Origin of the sequence: Pseudarthrobacter sp. NPDC059871, assembly GCF_042731175.1 — a bacterium.
Classification (GTDB): Bacteria; Actinomycetota; Actinomycetes; order Actinomycetales; family Micrococcaceae; genus Arthrobacter.
The window spans coordinates 22,488-41,556 of sequence record NZ_JBHWJV010000001.1 but is presented as its reverse complement, the minus strand read 5'-3'; the positions used below and the strand labels follow the sequence as shown (position 1 = coordinate 41,556).

General features: G+C 67.9%; 19 protein-coding genes. 8 read left to right on the top strand and 11 right to left on the bottom strand.

The window, feature by feature from the left end:
- The first annotated feature begins 211 nt into the window (after window positions 1-211).
- Window positions 212-1,141, top strand: a complete 930-nt coding sequence (locus ACFV4R_RS00175; RefSeq protein ID WP_377203876.1) for a DMT family transporter — start codon at window positions 212-214, stop codon at window positions 1,139-1,141.
- On the opposite strand, the gene ACFV4R_RS00170 is transcribed toward ACFV4R_RS00175, so the two are convergent.
- Window positions 1,069-1,446 carry a hypothetical protein gene (locus ACFV4R_RS00170; protein ID WP_377203875.1) on the bottom strand — a complete coding sequence of 126 codons (378 nt, stop codon included), beginning with the start codon at window positions 1,444-1,446 and terminating at the stop codon, window positions 1,069-1,071. The genes ACFV4R_RS00175 and ACFV4R_RS00170 overlap by 73 nt on opposite strands.
- 53 nt (window positions 1,447-1,499) lie before the next feature.
- Here ACFV4R_RS00170 and ACFV4R_RS00165 point away from each other — a divergent pair, with 53 nt between their 5' ends.
- The gene (locus ACFV4R_RS00165) at window positions 1,500-2,735 is read left to right on the top strand and encodes an SAM-dependent methyltransferase (RefSeq protein ID WP_377203874.1); all 1,236 of its coding nucleotides are present in this window, start codon (window positions 1,500-1,502) and stop codon (window positions 2,733-2,735) included.
- Window positions 2,736-2,738: 3 nt separating this feature from the next.
- Here ACFV4R_RS00165 and ACFV4R_RS00160 read toward each other — a convergent pair whose 3' ends face one another.
- The 3 genes from ACFV4R_RS00160 to ACFV4R_RS00150 all read right to left on the bottom strand — a co-directional run bounded on the left by ACFV4R_RS00160 (window position 2,739) and on the right by ACFV4R_RS00150 (window position 5,225).
- Window positions 2,739-3,557 carry a shikimate 5-dehydrogenase gene (locus ACFV4R_RS00160; RefSeq protein ID WP_377203873.1) on the bottom strand — a complete coding sequence of 273 codons (819 nt, stop codon included), beginning with the start codon at window positions 3,555-3,557 and terminating at the stop codon, window positions 2,739-2,741.
- 26 nt (window positions 3,558-3,583) lie between these two features.
- Complete coding sequence (locus tag ACFV4R_RS00155) at window positions 3,584-5,014, bottom strand: glycoside hydrolase family 3 N-terminal domain-containing protein (RefSeq protein WP_377203914.1); 1,431 nt, start codon at window positions 5,012-5,014, stop codon at window positions 3,584-3,586.
- A gap of 73 nt (window positions 5,015-5,087) precedes the next feature.
- Window positions 5,088-5,225 carry a hypothetical protein gene (locus ACFV4R_RS00150; RefSeq protein ID WP_377203872.1) on the bottom strand — a complete coding sequence of 46 codons (138 nt, stop codon included), beginning with the start codon at window positions 5,223-5,225 and terminating at the stop codon, window positions 5,088-5,090.
- 188 nt (window positions 5,226-5,413) lie between these two features.
- On the opposite strand from ACFV4R_RS00150, the gene ACFV4R_RS00145 reads away from it, so the two are divergent.
- Window positions 5,414-6,565, top strand: a complete 1,152-nt coding sequence (locus ACFV4R_RS00145) for a glutamate--cysteine ligase (RefSeq protein ID WP_377203871.1) — start codon at window positions 5,414-5,416, stop codon at window positions 6,563-6,565.
- 51 nt (window positions 6,566-6,616) lie between these two features.
- On the opposite strand, the gene tsaD is transcribed toward ACFV4R_RS00145, so the two are convergent.
- From tsaD to ACFV4R_RS00115, 6 genes are all read right to left on the bottom strand, one after another.
- Complete coding sequence (gene tsaD / locus ACFV4R_RS00140; RefSeq protein WP_377203870.1) at window positions 6,617-7,708, bottom strand: tRNA (adenosine(37)-N6)-threonylcarbamoyltransferase complex transferase subunit TsaD; 1,092 nt, start codon at window positions 7,706-7,708, stop codon at window positions 6,617-6,619.
- Window positions 7,705-8,172, bottom strand: a complete 468-nt coding sequence (gene rimI / locus ACFV4R_RS00135) for a ribosomal protein S18-alanine N-acetyltransferase (RefSeq protein ID WP_377203913.1) — start codon at window positions 8,170-8,172, stop codon at window positions 7,705-7,707. The genes tsaD and rimI overlap by 4 nt, the downstream gene beginning before the upstream one ends.
- A 68-nt stretch (window positions 8,173-8,240) precedes the next feature.
- Window positions 8,241-8,912: a tRNA (adenosine(37)-N6)-threonylcarbamoyltransferase complex dimerization subunit type 1 TsaB gene (gene tsaB, locus ACFV4R_RS00130; protein WP_377203869.1), complete on the bottom strand. Its 672-nt coding sequence runs from the start codon at window positions 8,910-8,912 to the stop codon at window positions 8,241-8,243.
- Window positions 8,912-9,541: a tRNA (adenosine(37)-N6)-threonylcarbamoyltransferase complex ATPase subunit type 1 TsaE gene (gene tsaE / locus ACFV4R_RS00125; protein WP_377203912.1), complete on the bottom strand. Its 630-nt coding sequence runs from the start codon at window positions 9,539-9,541 to the stop codon at window positions 8,912-8,914. Before tsaE ends, tsaB begins: the two co-directional genes overlap by 1 nt.
- Before the next feature lie 14 nt (window positions 9,542-9,555).
- On the bottom strand, window positions 9,556-10,788 hold the full coding sequence (gene alr, locus ACFV4R_RS00120) for an alanine racemase (protein WP_377203868.1): 1,233 nt from the start codon (window positions 10,786-10,788) through the stop codon (window positions 9,556-9,558).
- A 73-nt stretch (window positions 10,789-10,861) separates the two neighbouring features.
- Window positions 10,862-11,953: a carbohydrate kinase family protein gene (locus ACFV4R_RS00115; RefSeq protein WP_377203867.1), complete on the bottom strand. Its 1,092-nt coding sequence runs from the start codon at window positions 11,951-11,953 to the stop codon at window positions 10,862-10,864.
- Between the two features lie 70 nt (window positions 11,954-12,023).
- Here ACFV4R_RS00115 and ACFV4R_RS00110 point away from each other — a divergent pair, with 70 nt between their 5' ends.
- The 4 genes from ACFV4R_RS00110 (at window position 12,024) to ACFV4R_RS00095 (ending at window position 17,748) form a co-directional block, all read left to right on the top strand.
- Entirely contained in the window at window positions 12,024-13,421 is a 1,398-nt protein-coding gene (locus ACFV4R_RS00110; RefSeq protein ID WP_377203866.1) for a 6-phospho-beta-glucosidase, read from the top strand.
- A gap of 87 nt (window positions 13,422-13,508) precedes the next feature.
- Window positions 13,509-14,771 (top strand): D-inositol-3-phosphate glycosyltransferase, encoded by a 1,263-nt coding sequence (mshA, locus tag ACFV4R_RS00105; protein ID WP_377203865.1) that lies wholly within the window; start codon window positions 13,509-13,511, stop codon window positions 14,769-14,771.
- Window positions 14,772-14,775: 4 nt separating this feature from the next.
- Window positions 14,776-16,452 carry a formate--tetrahydrofolate ligase gene (locus ACFV4R_RS00100; RefSeq protein WP_377203864.1) on the top strand — a complete coding sequence of 559 codons (1,677 nt, stop codon included), beginning with the start codon at window positions 14,776-14,778 and terminating at the stop codon, window positions 16,450-16,452.
- 336 nt (window positions 16,453-16,788) lie between these two features.
- Window positions 16,789-17,748 carry an endonuclease domain-containing protein gene (locus ACFV4R_RS00095; protein WP_377203863.1) on the top strand — a complete coding sequence of 320 codons (960 nt, stop codon included), beginning with the start codon at window positions 16,789-16,791 and terminating at the stop codon, window positions 17,746-17,748.
- Here ACFV4R_RS00095 and ACFV4R_RS00090 read toward each other — a convergent pair.
- Window positions 17,745-18,281 carry a DUF2306 domain-containing protein gene (locus tag ACFV4R_RS00090; RefSeq protein ID WP_377203862.1) on the bottom strand — a complete coding sequence of 179 codons (537 nt, stop codon included), beginning with the start codon at window positions 18,279-18,281 and terminating at the stop codon, window positions 17,745-17,747. The genes ACFV4R_RS00095 and ACFV4R_RS00090 overlap by 4 nt on opposite strands.
- Window positions 18,282-18,359: 78 nt before the next feature.
- On the opposite strand from ACFV4R_RS00090, the gene ACFV4R_RS00085 reads away from it, so the two are divergent.
- Window positions 18,360-18,983, top strand: coding sequence for a MerR family transcriptional regulator (locus ACFV4R_RS00085; RefSeq protein ID WP_377203861.1), 624 nt, complete (start codon window positions 18,360-18,362; stop codon window positions 18,981-18,983).
- Window positions 18,984-19,069 lie beyond the last annotated feature (86 nt).

The following is a 19,069-nucleotide window of genomic DNA, read 5'->3' as shown; positions in this document are numbered from 1 at the left end:
TTTCGTCAGCAAATTCGTGGACTTGAAAGCCGTTTGCCGTGGCTGGCAACCGTCGTCGCGGTGCCGGCAGCAGCCAGGCTGGCAGCTCTTCATGTGTTAGCACCCTCCTAGGGAGAGTGCTAATGAAGACTCTAGGCGGGGGTTAGCACTCGGTCAAGGCGAGTGCCAGCCATTTCGTCATGGGAGAACACTTCGCCTGTAGATTGAACCGGTGCGAGCTGCCTTCTTCCTGATCCTTGCCACCCTCTTCTGGGCCGGCAATTTCGTGGTGGGCCAGGCCGCCGTCCAGTCCATGGCCCCGCTGCAGCTGACGTTCTGGCGCTGGACACTGGCCGCCCTGCCGCTGCTGTTCCTCGCGCACGTGGTGGACCGCCCCAACTGGGGGGCAGCCCTCCGTCACTGGCCCGCGCTCCTGCTGCTCAGCGCATTGGGCATGACCGCCTACACCCTGCTGCTTTACAGCGCCCTCCAGCACACCTCGGCCCTGAACGCATCCCTCGTGACGGCCGCGAACCCGGTGCTGATCATGGTGCTTGCCGCGGTGCTGCTGAAGGACAGGCCGCGGCCCTTGGGCTGGATCGGCCTGGCCCTTGGTTTGGCGGGCGTCCTGCTTGTCCTCACCGGCGGCCAGTTGCAGCGGCTCCTGACCTTCTCATTGGGAGCCGGCGAACTGCTGATCCTGGCGGCCATCACCGTCTGGGCGCTCTACACGGTCCTTGCCCGCCGCGTGGCGGTCCCCGCCGTCACCTCCACGGCCCTGCAGGCGGCCATAGCGGCCGTTGCCCTCGCTCCCGTCGCCGCCGTAACCGGTGCAGGATTCCCGTCCACCCAGTCCGGGGCGTGGTCCCTGGCATTCATCGCCGTCTTCCCCTCATTGGGCTCCTACCTGCTGTGGAACCTGGCCCTGAAGCGCACCAGCGCGGCCCATGCCGGAAACTACCTCAACCTCATCGCGGTGTTCACTGCAATCATCACCGTATTGCTGGGCCAGCCCATCACGGCCGCCCAGGTTGCAGGCGGCGTCCTGGTGATTTCGGGGGTCCTGCTGACGGGTGCGGGCCAGCGCCCTCAGCGGCCGAGGTCGTCGAAGTCGACGTCCTCGCCGCCGTCGGAGGCGCTGCCCCGGTTACGGGCCCGGTAAAGGACCACGGAGGACGCGAGGACCACCAGCAGCGACGCCACCAGGAGGGCGATTCCTCCCGCCCGCGCACCGGAATACAGGCCCCGGATGTCCTGCGCTTCCTGCGTGTTGTCCTGGACGTTATTGCCGCCCACCGAATACACCGTGGCGTTGAACGTGTCCAGGAAGAAAATGATGACCAGCAGCGCCAGGCACACCACAGCCAGTACCGCACCTGCGATCAACGCAGGCCGCGCGAACCTGGCCAGGCCCTGCACCGGGGGCTGCTGTTCTCCGGACTGTTCGGGACCTGCGCTGTCAACCATGGGTTCAACACTATCGGCATCCCGCAGCAGCCCGGGGCACTAGGCTGGAACGCATGGCTCACGCTCCCCAGGACCAGATTGCACCACTGCTGACCCCCGAAGGATGGGAGCTGCTGGCGTCGCTGGGCCCCTACACCGAGGACGGGTCCTTCGCCCTGAACGGTCAACTCCGGAAGGCCGGCCACAGCCCCGAGCTGGTGTCCGCGGTGCTTACGCAGTCCCGGCTCCGCACGAAGGCCGAGGCCAAGTTCGGCGAGTTCGCCCGCCAGATGCTCTTCACCCAGGCGGGGCTGGAACAGGCCACCCGCCTGAACGTTGCCGCCCGGCACGCCCAGCGGTTCGCCGCCGCCGGGGTCAGCCACGTGGCGGACCTGGGCTGCGGGCTCGGCGCCGATTCCCTGGCCCTCGCCTCCCTGGACATCGCAGTAACGGCAGTGGAGCTCGATGAAACCACGGCTGCCTGCGCCACGGTGAACCTCATTCCTTTCCCCAACGCGTCGGTTGTGCACGCCGACGCCACCTCGGTGCCCCTGGACGGGGCGGACGGCGTCTGGCTGGACCCCGCGCGCCGGGTCACCTCCACCTCGGGCACCAGGCGCATCTGGGACCCTGAGGCGTTCTCTCCCCCGTTGTCCTTCGTGGAGTCCCTTGCCGCTTCAGGGAAGGCCGTGGGCGTCAAGATGGGACCGGGCATGCCCCACGAATCGGTACCTCAGGGCTGCGAGGCGCAATGGGTGTCCGTGGGCGGGGACGTCACCGAGGTGGCCCTGTGGTTCAACACCGTCAGCCGCCCGGGGATCCGCCGCGCAGCACTGCTCCTGGGACCGCAGGGAGCCGCCGAAATGACCAGCGGAGAGGATTTCGGGCAGGGTCCCGAGGCGCCGGTGGGCCCGGCTGAAGGGTACCTGTACGAGCCGGACGGGGCCGTCATCCGGGCGGGCCTCGTGGCCGACCTCGCCCTCGAACTGCGCGGGCACCTGCTGGACGAGCACATCGCCTACATCTGCTCGCCCGCCCTCGTCGACACCCCGTTCGCCCGCGCCTACCAAGTCCGGCGGGTGATGCCCTACAACGTCAAAGCGCTGAAGTCCTGGGTGAAGCAGGAAGGCATCACGGTGCTGGACATCAAGAAGCGGGGCACCGCCGTCACGCCCGAGGAACTCCGCAAGCAACTGCTTGGCGGGAAGGGCTCGGGCAGCAGGAAGGGCGGCCGGACCGCCACCCTGGTCCTCACCCGCATCGGCGAGGACCGGGTGGCCATCGAGGTGGAGCCGGTCAAGCCGGCGTAAGCGTTACTGCGCCCGGGTAAATTCCTCGGCGGCCCGCACCTGTTCCGCCGTGGGACGCACGCCGGTGTACAGCACGAACTGCTCCAGCGCCTGGATGGTGGCCACCTCCGCACCGGTGATCACCGGCTTGCCCGCCGCCCGGGCGGCCCGGATCAGCGGCGTCTCGGCCGGCAACGCCACGACGTCGAACACCACTTTGGCCGCCGCGATGGCGTCCTCGGGGAAGGACAGTGAGTCGACGTCGGGACCTCCGGCCATCCCGATGGGGGTGACGTTGACGATCATGTCCGCCGCACCGCCGTCGAGCGCTGCCCGCCACTGGAAGCCGTACTGCTCGGCGAGCGCCCGGCCGGCCGCCTCATTCCGGGCGATGACTGTGACATCCGTGAAACCTGCGTCGCGCAGCGCCGCCACGGTTGCTTTCGCCATGCCGCCGGCGCCCTGGACAAGGACCGAGTAGCCGGTCGGCACCGAGTTGGTGGCCAGCAGCTGCTCGATGGCCGTGTAGTCGGTGTTGTAGGCCTTGAGGTGCCCGTCCGTGTTCACGATGGTGTTCACCGAATCGATGGCCTTGGCCGAGGGGTCCATCTCGTCTACCAGCGCGATCACATCCTCCTTATACGGCATGGACACGGCGCAGCCGCGGATACCGAGGCCCCTGACGCCGGCAATGGCCTGCTCGAGGTTGGTGGGCGCGAAGGCCTTGTAGATCCAGTTCAGGTCGAGCTGTCCATACAGGTGGTTGTGGAAGCGCGTCCCGTTGTTGCTGGGCCGGGCCGAGAGGGAGATGCAGAAGGTCATGTCTTTATTGAGGATAGGCACCTCTCCATTAAACGCGGCCCGGGAGGTTAGGGGCAGCCGCTGCCGGCAGGATAGGGCCCGACGGCCGCCGGCAGCTTTCCGGGGGCCGCCGCCTTCCCGGCCAACACGGCGGCGAGGGCATCGAAGGCAGCGTCGGTCCGGCCGTACAGCGCGATCTTCACCGGCGCGGGGGAACCCTGCAGCGGCCAGGGGGCATCCAGGGTGACGGCGATGTCGCCGCCGGCGGGCGCGCCGCCGTAACCGATGAGGCTGACCAGGGGTCCGGAGCCCACGGCCAGGCCTGCGCGGGCGGCTGCGGCTTCGAACCGTTCCTTGTCGCCCGGTCCCCCGCCGGCTACCCGGACAGCTCCGGGGACCAGCGGTCCGCTGCAGTTGCCGGACAGGATGGTGACAGCGGACCCTGAAACCTTGGCGGACAATGCCGCGCCGCTGCCAGCGGGCGCCGGCGCGGAACCACTCCGCCCCCGCCAGATCATCATGGTGGCCACCCTCGTGGCGGCTTCGTCCAGCCGTTCCTTCGGCAGCGCACCGGAGGTCACGGCCTGGACTATTGAGGCGTGCGCCTGCGCGACATCGGCCGGCATGAGGAGCAGGTCGGCCCCGGCTGCGAGGGCAGAAACGGCGGCGGAACCGGCCGGGTACTGCTTGGTGACGGCGCCCATGTTCAGGGCGTCGGTCACCGCTACACCCTTGAAGCCGAGGCCACGCAGCGCGGCGTAAGTCCTGGACGAGAGCGACGCCGGCACGCCGGGTTCCAGCGCTGGCACGGCGATGTGCCCGGTCATCACGATCGGCAGGCCGGAGTCGACGGCCGCCTGGAAGGGCTTCCAGTCCCGGCCGCGCAACTCCTCCACGCCGGCGTTCTGGAGTGGCAGGCTAAGGTGCGAATCGGCGGTGACTGAACCGTGGCCGGGAAAGTGCTTGACAGTGGGCAGTACCCCGGCGGCCAGCATGCCCTGGGCGAATGACACGCTCTGCGTGGCCACAGCTGCAGGATCCCCGGATATGGACCGGGCGCCGATGGTGGGGTCTTTGGGGCCGATGGTGACATCCGCGTCCGGCGCGAAGTCCAGGTTGAAGCCAAGCGGCGCCAGCTCCCCAGCGACACCCTGCCCGGCGTCCCGCGTGAGGGACGCATTTCCGGCGGCACCGTAGCTCATGGGCGTGGGCCATTCGGTCAGGGGCGCTCCCAGCCTGGCCACAATCCCGCCTTCCTGGTCTACGCCGACGATGCCCGGCCACGGGTCACCGTCAGCGGTGGTTGCCCGGGAGAGCCGCTGGTTGACCGCCGTCATGGCGGCAACGTCCACCTGTCCCTGCGGGTCGCGGGGAACGTTGTCACCCATGATGATGCTCCCGGCCAGGTGCAGCCGTTCTATGGCAGCAGCCTGCGCTTCCACCTGCTGGCCGCCGTAGGACGGGAGCAGGACCTGGCCGGCCTTTTGCTCGGGTGTCATGGCTGCCACGGCGGCTGCTGCCGCGTCCTGGTCGCGCTGCTGGGGACCCCACCCCAAGGGCCGGGAACCCGGATCAGGTGACGGGGACGCCATGGTGGGGACCGGCGTCGTACGCGGTGCTGAAGAGGGCGTGCCGGGCGACGCCGATGCGGAAGCCGACGGCGATGGGGCCGGCGTTGAGGGCGCAGGAGTGGGCGGCCCTGCCGTGCACGAGGCCAGGGCAACGGCGGACAAAGCCGCGATCAGGGGGAGGGTTTTGTGGGTACTGTCACGCAGGCGTTGGAACGGGGACATCATTATGATGCTACCCCTGCGCTATAGACTTGAAACACCCGTTCGTTTGCCGGCACTTTCCGGAAGCGGCGCCAGCCAGCGGCATCCCGGACAGTGAGGAAATGCGTGAAGATCGACTTCGCACCATCGAGGCAATCAACCCTTGGTGTTGAGTGGGAACTGGCGCTGGTGGACGGCCGCACCGGTGAACTCGCGTCCGTCGCCAATGAGGTGCTCCGCGGTGTCGCCTCCCGCCATCCCGAACTGAACGAGGATGACGAACATCCCCACATCAAGCAGGAACTGCTGCTGAACACGGTGGAACTGGTTACGGGCATCTGCGAGACCGCTGCCGAGGCGAAGGAAGACCTCAGCCGCTCCGTGGCCGCAGTCCGGGAAATTACCGATCCCATGGGCGTGGAGCTCTTCTGCGCCGGCAGCCACCCGTTCAGCCCGCCGCAGCTGCAGCCGGTGACGGACAAGGCCCGCTACGCGAAGCTCATCGACCGTACCCAGTGGTGGGGCCGGCAGATGGTCATCTATGGCGTGCACGTCCACGTGGGCCTGGACCGCCGCGAGAAGGCCCTCCCGGTGCTCGACGGACTGGTCAACTACTTCCCGCATTTCCAGGCGTTGTCCGCGTCCAGCCCGTTCTGGGGCGGCGAGGACACCGGCTACGCCTCGCACCGTGCCCTCATGTTCCAGCAGCTGCCCACCGCAGGCCTGCCGTTCCAGTTCCCCTCCTGGTCCGAATACGAGTCCTACGTCCAGGACATGTTCACCACCGGGGTGATCGACACCATCTCCGAGATCCGCTGGGACATCCGGCCCGTGCCGGCCCTGGGAACCATCGAAATGCGCATCTGCGACGGCCTGGCCACCCTGGAGGAAGTCGGCGCCATCGCGGCCCTCACCCAGTGCCTGGTGGACGAGTTCTCCACCACCCTGGACAACGGCGGCACCATCCCCACCATGCCGCCGTGGCACGTCCAGGAAAACAAGTGGCGTGCCGCCCGCTACGGCATGGACGCCATCATCATCCTGGACGCCGCCGGCAAAGAGCAGCTGGTGACGGACCACCTGATGGAAACGCTGAACCGGCTGGAGCCCGTGGCGGCGAAGCTGGGCTGCCAGGATGAGCTGGCCGACGTCGAAAAGATCATCCGCCGCGGTGCCGGGTACCAGCGCCAGCGGCGCGTGGCGGAGGACAACGGCGGCAACCTGCAGGCCGTGGTCCTGGACCTGGTCAAGCAGATGCGCAGCGGCCCCACCGCCTGAGTTGCCGCTTCACCCCACTTAGCCGACCGCTCCCCCAAACAACGCGGGTGTTCAGGCCGGGAGGGAGACCGAAGTGACGGGCATCGAGGAGTCCGGTGCGAAACTGATCCCGCTGGGTTCGGCGCCCGCCATGACCAGCTGCGCGCCGAGGGCGGCCACCATGGCCCCGTTGTCCGTGCACAGGTCCAACGGCGGAACGTGAAGCCGGATCCCGGCGGATGCGCAGCGCTGACCGGTCAGCTCCCGCAGCCTGGAGTTGGCGGCCACGCCGCCGCCCAGCAGCACGTCCTTGATCCCGTGTTCCCTGCAGGCAAGCACGGCCTTTGAGGAGATCACGTCCACCACGGCTTCCTGGAAGGCCGCGGCGATGTCAGCCACCGGGATTTCTTCCCCGCGGGCTTCGAACTGTTCCACGCACCTGGCCACGGCGGTCTTCAGTCCGCTGAAGGACCAGTCGTAGCGGTGCTTGCCCGGTTCTTCGGCCGTTCCCATGTATTTGGGCTGGCTGAGGCCGCGCGGGAACCGGATCGCTTTCGAGTTGCCGGTACGGGCCACCCTGTCGATGGCCGGGCCGCCCGGGTAGCCGAGCCCCAGGATGCGGGCCACCTTGTCGTACGCTTCGCCGGCGGCGTCATCGATGGTGGAGCCCAGGAGTTCCACGTCGCTGGTGATGCTGTTGATCCGGAGGATTTCGGTGTGGCCGCCGGAGACCAGCAGGGCGCCGAGGATTTCAGGCAGGGCCTGCTGCTGTCCGGTTGCCCGGTCATCCAGGAGCCCCACGCCCACATGGGCCACCAGGTGGTTGATGGCATACAGCGGTTTGCCGGTGGCCACGGCCAGAGCCTTCGCTGCACAGACTCCCACCATCAGGGCACCGGCCAGGCCCGGGCCCGAGGTAACCGCGATGGCATCGACGTCGTCCAGGGTGGCCCCTGCCTCAGCGAGGGCCTGTTCCAGGGTGGGGACAAACGCATCGAGGTGCGCCCGGGAGGCGATCTCCGGGATGACACCGCCGAACCGGACATGCTCGTCCATCGATGAGGACACCGTGTTGGCCAGGAGCGTGGTTCCCCGGACGACGCCGACGCCGGTTTCGTCGCAGGAGGATTCGATGCCCAGCACCAGCGGCTGCGTGCGGTTCATGGCCGGATTCCTTTGCTTGGGGATTCTGTTTCTGTTTCCGGCACCAGCGCCAGCCGCATGATCAGGGCGTCCACGCCGTCGCGGTAGTAGCGGGGGCGGACATGGATCTGCTGGAAACCGAAACGGAGGTACAGCCGCTGGGCGCGCGGGTTGTCGGCACGTACTTCCAGCAGGACGTCCGCGGCGCGCCGCCGGCGGGCCTCGTCGATCAGTTCGGTGAGGAGCGTGCTGCCGATGCCACGGCCCTCGCGGTGGGGCACGACGGCGATGGTCTGGACATCCGCGATGGGTTCAATGCACATGAGCCCGGCATACCCGACGATGCCGTCCGGCCCTTCGGCCACCAGGTAGCGGCGCGTTTCCGGCTGGGCAAGTTCGTCGAAGAACATCTGCACCGGCCAGGCGTCCACCGGAAACAGTTCCTGCTCAAGGGCGCTGACCGCGGGAATATCGGCCTCTGTCATGTCCCGGATGGCGACACTGTCGAAGGAGGCAGAACGGGGCTCCGGAATCCCGTCCGACCCGGCGGCACTCACAGGGCCCTCTTCCGCGGCCCCGGGACCTGGGCGTCGGATTCCCGAAGGTACAGGGGCGTGGAGTCCAGGAGCGCCGCGCCGGAAGCCAGCCTGGCCAGGGCGAACTGCCCCAGGTACAGGGCGTCCGGCTGCTCACCGGCAAAGTCAGGGTCCGCCCGGAGCGCGTCCGCGTACAGGCCGGCGCCTGCACCAAAGGCGGGCAGGTCCGGCAGGTCAACGGCGAAGCCAACATGCGGCCCGTCTTCGAGAACCGGCAACTGGCCTTCGGCCAGGCTGTAGCGGGCCCAGTAGACCTCCTTGCGGCGCGCGTCGGTGACCACCAGGAACTCAGGAGCAGCCGCCGTCGACTCGGCCACCTCCAGGGCGATTGCGTCGAGGCTCATCAACCCGTGCAGGGGCTTGCCCCATACGAAGGCCAGGGTGCGTGCCGTGGCGATGCCGGACCGGAGACCGGTGAACGGGCCGGGCCCCACGCCCACCACTACGGCATCGATGTCTTCCCCCGCGACGCCGGCATCGGCCAGCATTCCGGCAATGCCCGGGGCCAGCACTTCGGCGTGGCTGCGGGTGTCCTCGGTGGAGAAGTTGGCCACCACGCCTTCCAAGGCATTGTCGGAGACCAGTGCTGCGCTGGCCACGGCCGAGGTGTCGATTGCGAGGATCAGCATCAGTTGGTCCCCCCGGCAGCGTCCAGATCCGGAGCGTCGGCCCACCTGGGGCCGTACCCGCGCATCACGATGGTGCGTGGCTCGTCCGTCTCATCCGTATCAAAGTCCAGGCTTCCGCGTGCGCCGTCCTGCCCGGCATTCGCGGCGTCAGCTGTCCCGGTGGTGACGGACCCGCGGCCGAACCCGCCGCCCAGGCCGATGGCGCGGTGCAGGTCGATCTCCAGCCGGTTCTCGCTCAGGTGTTCCACCCGGTCATGTCCCCACTCCACCACTGTCACGGAGGTGTCCATGGTGTTCTCAAGGTCGATGTCGTCCACTTCGGCGGCCGAACCGAGGCGGTAGGCATCCACGTGGACCAGGTCCGGGCCGCCGGGGCGGGGCCCCTCAGGGAGGTTGGGGTGGATCCGGACCAGCACAAAGGTGGGTGAAATGATGCCGGAGCGCACTCCCAGCCCCTCCCCCAGCCCTTGGGTCAGGGTGGTTTTCCCGGCACCCAGCTCGCCGGAGAGCACTACCAGGTCCCCGGCGTCCAGGACCCGGGCCAGCCCCGCGCCGAGCGCATGGGTCTGGTCCGCCGTCGTAGCCGTATAGGTCTTTTCCCAGTTGGCTTCAGCCGTCTGGCCGGGCATGTGGTTCGCGGCGCTCACAGGGCACCTTCCCCGCTGGCGGCTGAAGCGTTCCCGCCGCCGGACGTGTCCTGTTCGTTGATGAAGCGGCGCGGCACGCGCGGACTGATCCGCGTGACGATCTCATAGTTGATGGTCCCGGCGGCGCGCGCCCAGTCATCAGCTGTGGGACCGCCGTCGGCTCCGCTGCCGAAAAGCTCAGCCTCGGCACCCAGCAGCGCGGCCCCCTGGACCCCCGGGCCGAGGTCGATGACCATCTGGTCCATGGCGATGCGGCCCACCACCGGGTACGTGGTTCCGGCCACCCGGACCGGCCCGCCGGTGGCTGCCCGGGGGATGCCATCGGCGTAGCCCAGCGGGATCAGGCCAAGGGTGCTGGCGCCCGAAGTCCGGTAGTGGAGCCCGTAGGAAACCCCCTGCCCTGCCGGGACGGCCTTGCACTGGGACACCCTGGTCAGCAGCGCCATGGCAGGGCGCAGGCCGAGTTCAGCGGAGGTCTGGCCGTCGAAGGGTGAAAGTCCGTACATTCCCAGGCCCACGCGTACCAGGTCGAAGTGGGTGTCCGGCCGGGACAGGGTGGCGGGCGTGTTGGCCAGGTGCCGGACTTCGGCGTCAACCCCGGCGTCCTCGGCCACTGCGAGCGCGTCGCGGAAGGCTGCCAACTGGTGGTCGGTTTCGGGGCGTTCGGGTTCATCTGCAACGGCGAGGTGGGAGAAGATGCCCACCACCCGGAGCAGGCCCTGGTCCTGGTACTCCATGGCTTCGCCCACCAGCGTGTCCCAGTACTCCAGGGTGGCGCCGTTGCGGCCCAGCCCGGTGTCCACCTTGAGGTGGATCCTGGCCGGGCGCTCCTGCTCGCGGGCCGCGGCGACGATCCGTTCGAGTTCCCACCCTGAGCAGCCGATGTCGACGCCGGCCGCCACCGCCGCGCCGAAGTTGCTGTCAGTGGTGTGCAGCCATGCGAGCAGCGGCGCGTCGATCCCGGCAGCGCGCAGGGCGAGGGCCTCGGAGATGTGCGCCACTCCCAGCCAGGCGGCGCCTGCGTCCAGCGCTGCCCGGGCAACGGGGACGGCACCGTGCCCGTAGGCGTCGGCTTTGACCACGGCCATGACCTTGGCCGGCGAGGCAGCGGCAGCGAGCCGGCGGACGTTGTGCCGGATGGCGTCCAGGTCGATCACGGCGGAACGCTCGTAGTGGGGATCGTGCACTGAAGCAGCGCTGATTTCACCGGTTGGGGCGGGGTAAGTCACGGTAGTGATTCTAGTAGGGGTGCCTGCGGCCGAATAATCGGACGGCCGGCCGTGCCCGGGCAGCAGCGGCAGCTCAAGCGTCCGAGAGGTGGGCGATGGTGGCTGCTGCCCTGCGCTGGGCCGCCTGCGGGACGTCCTGGATGATCTCGGCCAGGAATCCGAAGCGGCGCAGCCACTGGCTCATCTGGCGTTCGGGCCGGGCGTTGGCACGTTTCCACCAGTCGGCGATGTCTCCCCAGCCGGGGGCGGCCAGCGAACCGCCCACTTCCTGCACGGCCAGGGAGGCGCACAGGTTGGCGAAGCGGAGCCTGTTGCCCAGCGGCCAGCCGGCCAGCGTGCCCACAATGAACGCGGCGTCGAAACAGTCGCCCGCTCCAGTGGGGTCAAGCGCCTTGACGGGAAGGGACGGAACCCACTCCTCCTCCCCCGTTTCCGAATCGACGGCGAGCGCCCCCTGCGGGCCGAGGGTCACCACGGCCACGGGGACCCGGTCCGCGAGCGCATACAGGGCGGACCAGGCATTGTCCTTGCCGGTCAGTGCCATAGCCTCACGCTGGTTGGGCAGGAACGCGTGGAAGTACTGCAGGTTTTCCAGCCGGACCGGAGCCCATTCCCCGGTGGGGTCCCAGCCCACGTCCCCGAAGAGCTTGACGCCGGCCCCGTGGGCGGCGCGGGCCCAGGGTTCCACTTCGAGGCCCACTTCCGCGATGCCAGCGAGGGTGGGCGGCGGCTCCCCGATGAGTTCGGAGGATGTGACAGGGGCGGCATGCCCGTGGGTGACCATGGACCGGTCCTTCTCGACGCACAGCGATACCGTCACCGGCGAGTGCCAACCCTCCACCCGGCGGGACAGGCTCAGGTCCACCCGCTCCTGGCCGGCGAGGATCTTCCAGTTGAAGTCGCCGTAGCCGTCGTCGCCGAAGACTGCGGCCAGGCCGGTCCGAAGTCCCAGCCGGGCCGCCGCGATGGCCTGGTTCGCCACCCCGCCCGGGCAGCTGCCCATGCCGTCGCTCCAGATTTCGGTGCCCGGCTCAGGGCCGTGCGGCAGTCCGGTGAAAATGATGTCCTGGAAGACGGTTCCGGCCAGCAGGAGATCGAACCCGGGGCCGGAATGTTTCCGGACCGAGGCCAGCGGATCAAAAGGGCGTGCCGGGATCGCGTCCATGTCCGGCACACTACGCCCTGCCAACGACATCCGGTAGAGGAGCGCCCGGGCCCGCCCTAGACTGCTGGGTATGCGGCTTCTGATTGCCGGCGGCGGGGGTTTCCGGGTGCCGCTCATCTACCGGGCGCTGGCTTCAGGCCGCTTTGCCGGTCTGGTCACCGAGCTGGTGCTGTACGACGTCGATCCCGCCCGCCTGGCGGCCGTCACCGCTGTGCTCAACAGTATGCCGGTGGGCCCCGGACCACGGCTGCCGGTCCGTTCCACCACCGATCTGGCCCACGCCCTGCCCGGGACGGACATGGTGTTCGCCGCCATCCGTCCGGGCGGGACCGCAGGGCGGATCGCGGACGAGAAGGTGGCCCAGGACCTGGGACTGCTGGGGCAGGAAACCACAGGCGCGGGCGGCATCTCCTATGCGCTGCGGACCATTCCCCACATGATGCACCTGGCCCGCCTCATGCTCCGGCACTGCCCCGGAGCCCGGCTGATCAATTTCACCAACCCGGCAGGCATGGTCACCGAGGCCCTCGTTCCGGTGCTGGGGAACCAGGTAGTGGGCATCTGCGATTCGGCGGGTGCCCTGGTACAGCGCGCCGCACACGCTGCGGGAGCGGACCTGGCGCAGGAAAGGCTCGACGGCGTGGGCTACTTCGGGCTGAACCACCTGGGCTGGCTGTACCGGCTGGAGTCCGGCGGCCGCGACCTGCTGCCGGGGCTGTTGGCCAATCCCGCCGCCTTGGCGTCCTTCGAGGAGGGCCGGCTGTTCGACCAGCCGTTCCTGGCCGGCCTCGGCATGCTGCCCAACGAGTACCTGTATTACTACTACCGGCGCGACGCCGCCCGGCGAGCCATGCAGGCGATGCGGCAGACGCGCGGCGAGAGCATCCACGAACAGCAGCAGGACCTCTATCCACGCCTTGCCGGCGCCGGTACGGACGCCTTCCAATTGTGGGATGCTGCCCGCCGGTCCCGCGAGGAGGGCTACTTGGCGGAGGCACGCCCGGAAGGTACGCAGCGGGATGAAGACGACCTCGCCGGCGGCGGCTACGAACGCGTGGCGCTCGCCGCCATGCGCGCGCTGTCCGGGGCCGGCGGGACGCAGCTGATCCTGAACACCCGCAACGCGCTGGCCCCGGGCGCTCAGGAACCCGCCATTCCGGGACTGCCCGCGGACGCCGTCGTCGAACTTCCCTGCATGGTGACGGCCGACGGCGCGCTGCCGCTTCCCCAGCAGGCTCCACCGGAGCCGCAGCTCCGGTTGCTGCGGCAGGTCAAGGACGTTGAACGGCTCACCGTCCGGGCAGCCACCACCGGCGATCGCGGCGCCGCCCTTGCGGCCTTCGCGCGGCATCCGCTGGTGGATTCGGAAGAATTGGCGGCCCGGCTCCTGTCCGGTTATGAGGAAGCATTTCCGGAGCTGCGGGCGCTGTGGCGTGGTGGGACGGCGGCTGCGGCCCCGGTTGGCTGAAGGAGTAATGTTTTACCGAGTGCGCACTGAACGGGTACCCGGGACAGGTGCGCCCGTAACAAGCGCCGGCGGCCGGAAGGAGGTCCCTTGGCATTGATCCGCAGGGTGGCCTTGCTGTCGCTCCACACCTCGCCCATGGAACAGCCGGGTTCCGGCGATGCCGGCGGCATGAACGTCTACATCCGTGAACTGGCCTCGGCCCTGGCCGAAGCCGGCGTTGAAGTCGAGATCTTCACGCGCGCCACCTCGGCAGGCCAGCCCGCCGTCGAACATCCGGATCCCGGCGTCTGTGTCCACAACGTCCTTGCCGGACCGACGAAGAAGATCCCCAAGGAAGAACTGCCCGGCCTGCTGCACAGCATGGTCGAGGAGATCGAACAGATCCGCCGCCGTCAGCCGCACGGCCGCTACGACGTCATCCACTCGCACTACTGGGTGTCCGGCATCGCCGGGCTGGAGCTGTCCGAACTGTGGGGTGTGCCGCTGGTCCACACCATGCACACCATGGCCAAGGTGAAGAACCTCCTGCTCGAGTCCGGCGAACAGCCCGAGCCGCGGCGGCGTGAGGTGGGCGAGCACCAGATCGTGGACGGTGCGGCACGCCTCATCGCCAACACCAGCTCCGAGGCGGCAGAGCTGGTGTCGCACTACGGCGCGGACTACGACCGGATCGACATCGCTCCCCCGGGCGTGGACCTGGCCACGTTTACCCCGGCCTTCCGGACCAAAGCGCGCAAGGACCACGGCGTGGATCCGGGGACGTTCCACCTGCTGTTCGCCGGCCGCATCCAGCGGCTCAAAGGCCCGCAGGTGCTGGTTAAGGCGGCGGCCCTGCTGCGGCAGCGGCGCCCGGACATCGACCTGCGGCTCACCATCCTGGGCGAGCTCAGCGGCAACAAGGAGTTCAACCTCCGCAAGCTCGTGGCAGACGCAGGGATGGACGACGTCGTCACGCAGCTTCCGCCCGTCACGGCACCTGAGCTGGCGGCCTGGTTCCGCGCGGCCGACGTCGTGGTGATGCCCTCCTTCAGCGAATCCTTCGGGCTGGTGGCCCTGGAAGCCCAGGCCTGCGGGACCCCGGTGGTGGCAACCCGCGTGGGCGGACTGTCCCGCGCCATCTTCCATGGCCGGACGGGGCTGCTGGTGGACGGCCACCACGCGGCTGATTGGGCGGACGCGTTTGAGGCGCTCTACGACGATCCCGCCACCCGGGTGGACATGGGGCGGGCCGCTGCCATCCGCGCCCAGAACTCCGGCTGGTCCCGCACCGCCGCCATCACGCTCGAAAGCTACCACGCCGCCGTCGACCGGCACGTGGGCCACCTTGTGCCGGCCGTTCCTGTAACCTGACGCCATGACCGGCGTTCCCAGCGACCTCGAGATAGCACGGGCAGCACGCATCAGGCCCATCGAAGACATTGCCGCTGCCGCAGGGGTGAACGCAGCAGCGCTGGAACAGTACGGGCGTTACAAAGCCAAGATCGATCCCGCCCGGCTGGACGCACCGCCGCCGCACGGCAAGCTGGTGCTGGTCTCAGCCATGTCCCCCACGCCGGCCGGCGAAGGAAAGTCCACCACCACCGTGGGGCTGGCGGACTCCCTGGCGCGGGCGGGCCACAAAGTGATGATCGCTTTGCGTGAGCCCTCGCTGGGCCCGGTCCTGGGGATGAAGGGCGGCGCCACCGGTGGAGGCTACTCGCAGGTGCTGCCGATGGACGAGATCAACCTGCACTTCACGGGCGATTTCCACGCCATCACCTCCGCCAACAACGCGCTGATGGCACTGGTGGACAACCATATTTACCAGGGCAACGCCTTGAACATCGATCCGCGGCGCATGACATTCAAACGCGTCCTGGACATGAATGACCGGGCCCTGCGGGAAGTGGTGATCGGCCTCGGGGGGCCGGCCCAGGGCGTGCCGCGGCAGGACGGGTTCGACATCACCGTCGCTTCAGAGATCATGGCCGTGTTCTGCCTCGCCACGGACCTGGCCGACCTCCGGGAACGGCTGGGCAGGATCACGTTCGGGTACACCTATGAGCGCGTCCCGGTGACGGTGGCGGACCTGGGCGTGCAGGGGGCGCTGGCCCTGCTGCTGAAGGAAGCGGTCAAACCCAACCTGGTGCAGACCATCGCAGGCACCCCGGCGCTGGTGCACGGCGGCCCGTTCGCCAACATTGCGCACGGCTGCAACTCCCTCATCGCCACCCAGACCGCGCGGCGGCTGGCGGACATCGTGGTGACGGAGGCCGGTTTTGGGGCCGACCTGGGTGCCGAAAAATTCATGGACATCAAGGCGCGGATCGGCGGCCTGGCCCCGTCCGCCGTCGTGGTAGTGGCCACCGTGCGCGCGCTGAAGATGCAGGGCGGAGTGGCCAAGGACCAGCTGACACGGCCGGATGTGGCAGCGCTGGAGGCCGGCGTCGAGAACCTGCGCCGGCACGTGCACAACGTGGAGAAGTTCGGTGTCACACCCGTGGTGGCCATCAACAGGTTCGCCACGGATACGGCGGAGGAACTGGACTGGCTGCTGGCGTGGTGCGCCGCGGAAGGTGTTCCGGCTGCCGTGGCAGATGTGTGGGGCCGGGGCGGCGGCGGTGACGGCGGGGATGAGCTCGCCGGGCTGGTGGCGCGGGCCCTGGAGGCACCCAACAAGTTCCGTCACCTGTACGCGCTGGAGCTCTCTGTGGAGGACAAGATCCGCACCATCGCGCAGGAGATCTACGGGGCGGACGGGGTGGACTTCTCCGTCCCGGCACTGAAGCGGCTGGCCGACATCGAACGCAACGACTGGGGCGGGCTTCCGGTCTGCATGGCCAAGACCCAGTACTCCTTCACCGACGACGCCACCCGGCTCGGCGCCCCCAAGGGCTTCACCATCCATGTCCGCGACCTGCTGCCCAAGACCGGCGCCGGCTTCATCGTGGCGCTGACCGGCGCAGTGATGACCATGCCGGGGCTCCCCGCCGTGCCGGCTGCGCTCCGCATGGACGTCGACCCCGACGGCAACCCGGTAGGCCTCACCTAACCCCCGGCCCCAACCCTCCCCCTTCCCCCCTTCCCCCCTCCCATATCCCCCCTCCCCGTCTCCCGCCCTTCCCCCCTCCCGACGCGCGCTCACTTGTGGCGGTCTAAATCCAAACGCCCGCTCACTAGTGGCCGCCTAAATCCAAACGCCCGCTCACTCGTGGCGGCATTATTCCCAACGCCCGCTCACTCGTGGCGGCATTATTCCCAACGCCCGCTCACTCGTGGCGGTATAAACCCCAACGCCCGCTCAGCATCGGATTCAGCGGCCCACGAACTGGGCTGACCCCTGTGGATAACTTCCGATGCTTGTCGGATGATTCGGTGAGAATGCAGTATGCGCAGCAGCCCTCCCTTACCGGTCCACCTCGCAACCAAGCCGTTCACTGTCGAAAGTGCCGTGAGCGCCAATCTGACTCGCGATCGGCTGACGCGTGCCGACGTCGAGCACGTCGGACGCGGCCTCTTCCGCCCGTCTTCCTGGTCTTTCGATCTGGAAGATGCGGCGCGTGCGCTGTCGGAAGCAACACCGGGAGCCTGGATATCCCACGTAACGGCGGCTCGGCTCCGCAATTCGTACTTACCGCCGTGGCTTTCGGACTCCAACGAGCTCCACCTCAGCAAACCTAAAGCCCTTCCCGGCGTTAGGAGGCAGGGCATTTGCGGCCACCGGGTCATCTCCGGGCCCGGCGAAATCGAGTTGGTGGAGGGGATTTGGCTCAGCACCCGTGCCCGGACGTGGCTGGACATGGCTCGCATTCTGCCGCTCAATGACCTTGTGGCGTTGGGAGATGAGCTGATCCGAATGCCTCGTCCCGCTTTCGAGGGCAGGGCGGAGGCCTACACGTCCATCTCCGACCTCAAAACCTTGATCAACCGGCATTCAAATCTCCAGGGCATCGTGCGTGCCCGGCAAGCACTCGATCTGATGCGTGTCGGCTCAGATTCGGCGCCGGAAACGTTCCTCCGCCTTGGCATCCTGGACGCCGGCCTTCCGGATCCGGAATTGCAAGTGCGCCTTCGGCAAGGAGACAGCCGTTCTCCTTCCGCGGACCTGGGGTATCGTCGGTGCCGGATCGCGATCCAGTACGACGGCGGCCATCACCTTCAAGAGCCGCAGCGCCTCAGCGATCGACGCAGAAACAGGGCCTTTGAGGCGGCAGGCTGGACAGTCCTCGTGTTCGACAAGGCTGACCATGAGGACAACTTCACTACCGCAATCAAACACATCAAGCGAGCGATAAGAGCTTCCACCATGGATCCTGCAGCCTCAGCCGGATTCGCGCGTGCTCTCTAGGGCCGCTGTGCCACGACTGCATCGCCACTAGTGTCACCGTGGGACTCCCGGTTCCGCCAGGCCGGGGAAACGGTGATTTTCCTGTCGCCTCTGATCAGGGATGCGTAAGCTACGCCAACGGACAGCAGCACCAGAGCGGCGACGAAAAAGGCTGTGCCGGGATCGGCCAGAAGAAGCAGCGGAATGCTGCGCCCCGGAACCCCCACAGCAAACCCAAAAGCAACGGCGATCCCGATGTAGCTCCCTACCATGTTGCCGCGGTGGGCCGGGATGTTGTGCCGCACTGCGCTGATCAGCCCGAGTGTGACGGTGACGATGGTGAACGCGGACAGCCCGTGCAGCCAACTGAAGTGGCCATCGCTGACGATGCCGAAACTGCTGAAACACACGTAATACATGTCTGCTACCCACAGGTAACCCATGGTCCGGTGAATGCGGTCTCGCCGCCGTCGGAGAATCTGCACCGGTCCGATGGCCAGGACGAAGAGTGCCGCAACAACGTGGCTGACAAGTAAGACGTTCCAGTGCTCCATAGCTCTAAGATAGAGGTACTATCCAGTAAAAGTACATCAAGATAGTGGACCAGCAGTCCGCTACCTTACGGAGGCGCCATGCAACTGAAGGAGCTTAGCGAAGTCACCGGAACGTCCGCGGCAAGCATCAAGTATTACCTCCGCGAAGGGCTCCTGCCGCCCGGCGAGTCAGTACACGCCACGCGCGCCAGCTACAACGCGGACCACGTCAAACGTTTGGAGTTGATCCGCTCACTGCGTCAGATTGTGGGCCTCAACATCGAACAGATCCGCAGCATTGTGAAAATGGCGGACGACGGCGTTCCGCGCCTGGCGCTGCTTGCCCACGTGCAGCGCGTGGTCCTGAAGCTTGGAACCGACGGCGGCGAGGTTGCCCGCACTGCCGCGGCAGACGCCGTCGTACGCATGCGAAGCTGGCCCGATGTACCCAGCGACGCACGGGATGCACTGGACCGGCACATAGCCCTGATGGAAGGGCTGGGTATCGGGTCGACGCTGGATCTGCTGGACCAGTACAGCAGCGCGGTTGACTCGATTGCCGGGCTGGACCTTGCCGCAACCACGGCAGGACAGGACACGGACAGCGTCATCCTGACCGCTGCCGTCGGCATGCATCTGCATTCACAGCTGATGCTCAAGCTGCTGGCCCTTGCCCAGGCAAGCCACGCCATCCGCCGACTGACAATCACGGACGAACGTTAACGCCGAACGCTCCCCCGTGAGAAACGGAGGAGCGTTCGGCGGGGAACCACCACAAATGAGCGCGCGTCCCCGGGGGAACCACCACT

What these genes read in the sequence shown, in the direction of transcription:
- ACFV4R_RS00170 (WP_377203875.1), bottom strand. Translation starts at nt 1,446, where the DNA reads ATGGTTGACAGCGCAGGTCCCGAACAGTCCGGAGAACAGCAGCCCCCG.
- ACFV4R_RS00165 (WP_377203874.1), top strand. Translation starts at nt 1,500, where the DNA reads ATGGCTCACGCTCCCCAGGACCAGATTGCACCACTGCTGACCCCCGAA.
- ACFV4R_RS00155 (WP_377203914.1), bottom strand. Translation starts at nt 5,014, where the DNA reads ATGACACCCGAGCAAAAGGCCGGCCAGGTCCTGCTCCCGTCCTACGGC.
- tsaD (WP_377203870.1), bottom strand. Translation starts at nt 7,708, where the DNA reads ATGAACCGCACGCAGCCGCTGGTGCTGGGCATCGAATCCTCCTGCGAC.
- rimI (WP_377203913.1), bottom strand. Translation starts at nt 8,172, where the DNA reads ATGACAGAGGCCGATATTCCCGCGGTCAGCGCCCTTGAGCAGGAACTG.
- tsaB (WP_377203869.1), bottom strand. Translation starts at nt 8,912, where the DNA reads ATGCTGATCCTCGCAATCGACACCTCGGCCGTGGCCAGCGCAGCACTG.
- tsaE (WP_377203912.1), bottom strand. Translation starts at nt 9,541, where the DNA reads ATGCCCGGCCAGACGGCTGAAGCCAACTGGGAAAAGACCTATACGGCT.
- ACFV4R_RS00115 (WP_377203867.1), bottom strand. Translation starts at nt 11,953, where the DNA reads ATGGACGCGATCCCGGCACGCCCTTTTGATCCGCTGGCCTCGGTCCGG.
- ACFV4R_RS00110 (WP_377203866.1), top strand. Translation starts at nt 12,024, where the DNA reads ATGCGGCTTCTGATTGCCGGCGGCGGGGGTTTCCGGGTGCCGCTCATC.
- ACFV4R_RS00100 (WP_377203864.1), top strand. Translation starts at nt 14,776, where the DNA reads ATGACCGGCGTTCCCAGCGACCTCGAGATAGCACGGGCAGCACGCATC.
- ACFV4R_RS00095 (WP_377203863.1), top strand. Translation starts at nt 16,789, where the DNA reads ATGCGCAGCAGCCCTCCCTTACCGGTCCACCTCGCAACCAAGCCGTTC.
- ACFV4R_RS00090 (WP_377203862.1), bottom strand. Translation starts at nt 18,281, where the DNA reads ATGGAGCACTGGAACGTCTTACTTGTCAGCCACGTTGTTGCGGCACTC.
- ACFV4R_RS00085 (WP_377203861.1), top strand. Translation starts at nt 18,360, where the DNA reads ATGCAACTGAAGGAGCTTAGCGAAGTCACCGGAACGTCCGCGGCAAGC.